We start from the raw sequence: 1,953 nt of genomic DNA, 5'->3' as shown, positions 1-1,953 counted from the left end.
TCGGATCGGCGGTGGCGGTGAGCCCCGAGATCGTGCCGCCGACAGCCGTGATGTCAGCTGCCGTGAAGCCCACCGGGGCTTCGGAGAAGCTGAAGGTGACGGTGGAGACCTTGTCGGCGACGTTGAGTGCGGTATCGACGATATCGACGGTGACCGTGGGGGCTCCAGTGTTGACCGAATAGCCCTCGGTGTCGGTAGCGCTGGCGCTGTTGCCGGCGGCATCGGTGGTGCTGACGGAGGCCTGAATGGTGGCGTCGCTGTCGGCCACCAGGTCTGCCCCCGGCACAGCGATGCTGAAGCCGAGCACCCCGGCGGTGCTGACGACGGTGCCACTGAAGTCCTTGCCATTGACGGTGAGGGTGACGGTGTCACCGGCCTTGGCGTCGCCGCCGACGGTGCCGGTGATGGCGATGGATTGACCGGCCTCGGTGGCGTTGATGATGTCGTCCGGCGTGATGTTGGCGTCGAGCGTGATGGTCGGCACGGGCGGTGCGGTATCGGCCGGCACGGAGTCCGTGCCGGCCGTGCCGGCATTGCCGGCGGCATTGGTGTAGGAGCCTGCGGCAACCGAGACCGAAGCGGTGCCGGTGAAGGCGTCATTCGCGGTGAAGGTGGCGGTAAAGACCTTCGGATCGGCGGTGGCGGTGAGCCCCGAGATCGTGCCACCCACAGCGCTGATGTCGGCGGCGGTGAAGCCCACCGGGGCTTCGGAGAAGCTGAAGGTGACGGTGGAGACCTTGTCGGCGACGTTGAGTGCCGCATCGACGATATCGACGGTCACTGTCGGTGCGCCGGTGTTGACCGAATAGCCCTCGGTATCGGTGGCGGACGCGCTGTTGCCCGCGGCATCGGTCGTGGTGACGGAGGCCTGAATGGTGGCGTCGCTGTCGGCCACGAGATCCGCGCCCGGCACAGCGATGCTGAAGCCGAGCACACCGGCGGTGCTGACGACGCTGCCGCTGAAGTCCTTGCCGTTGACGGTCAGCGTGACGGTGTCACCGGCCTTGGCGTCCCCCCCGACCACACCAGTGATCGCAATGGATTGACCGGCCTCGGTGGCGTTGATGATGTCGTCCGGCGTGATCGACGCATCGAGCGTGATGGTCGGCACCGGAGCTGCGGTATCGACCGGCACGGAGTCCGAACCGGCCGTGCCGGCATTGCCGGCGGCATTGGTGTAGGAGCCTGCGGCAACCGAGACCGAAGCGGTGCCGGTGAAGGCGTCCGCCGCGGTGAAGGTGGCGGTCCAGTGGGTGGCATCCACCTGGGTCAGGCCGGAGACGGTACCGCCCACGGCGCTGATGTCGGCGGCCGTGAAGCCGACCGGGGCTTCGGAGAAGCTGAAGGTGACGGTGGAGACCTTGTCGGCGACGTTGAGGGCGGCATCGACGATATCGACGGTGACCGTGGGGGCTCCAGTGTTGACGGAGTAGCCCTCGGTGTCGGTGGCGCTGGCGCTGTTGCCCGCGGCATCGGTCGTGGTGACGGAGGCCTGAATGGTGGCGTCGCTGTCGGCCACGAGATCCGCGCCCGGCACAGCGATGCTGAAGCCGAGCACCCCGGCGGTGCTGACGACGGTGCCGCTGAAGTCCTTGCCATTGACGGTCAGCGTGACGGTGTCGCCCACCTTGGCGTCACCCCCGACCACACCAGTGATCGCAATGGATTGACCGGCCTCAGTGGCGTTGATGATGTCGTCCGGCGTGATGGCCGCATCCAGCGTGATGGTCGGCACCGGAGCTGCGGTATCGACCGGCACGGAGTCCGTGCCTGCGGTGCCGGCATTGCCGGCGGCATTGGTGTAGCTGCCTGCGGCAACCGAGACCGAAGCGGTGCCGGTGAAGGCGTCATTCGCGGTGAAGGTCGCGCTAAAGACCTTCGGATCGGCGGTGGCGGTGAGCCCCGAGATCGTGCCGCCGACAGCCGTGATGTCAGCTGCCGTGAAGCCCACCG

General features: G+C 67.5%; 1 protein-coding gene. It reads right to left on the bottom strand.

The window, feature by feature from the left end; genetic code table 11:
* Nucleotides 1–1,953 (bottom strand): Ig-like domain-containing protein (locus HJ583_RS18885; protein WP_217423515.1); only part of this gene is annotated, 1,953 nt, incomplete at both ends.

It is taken from the genome of Uliginosibacterium aquaticum (assembly GCF_012972705.2).
GTDB lineage: Bacteria > Pseudomonadota > Gammaproteobacteria > Burkholderiales > Rhodocyclaceae > Uliginosibacterium > Uliginosibacterium aquaticum.
The sequence above is the reverse complement of the archived record's forward strand: the minus strand, read 5'-3'. Positions and strand labels throughout refer to the sequence as shown.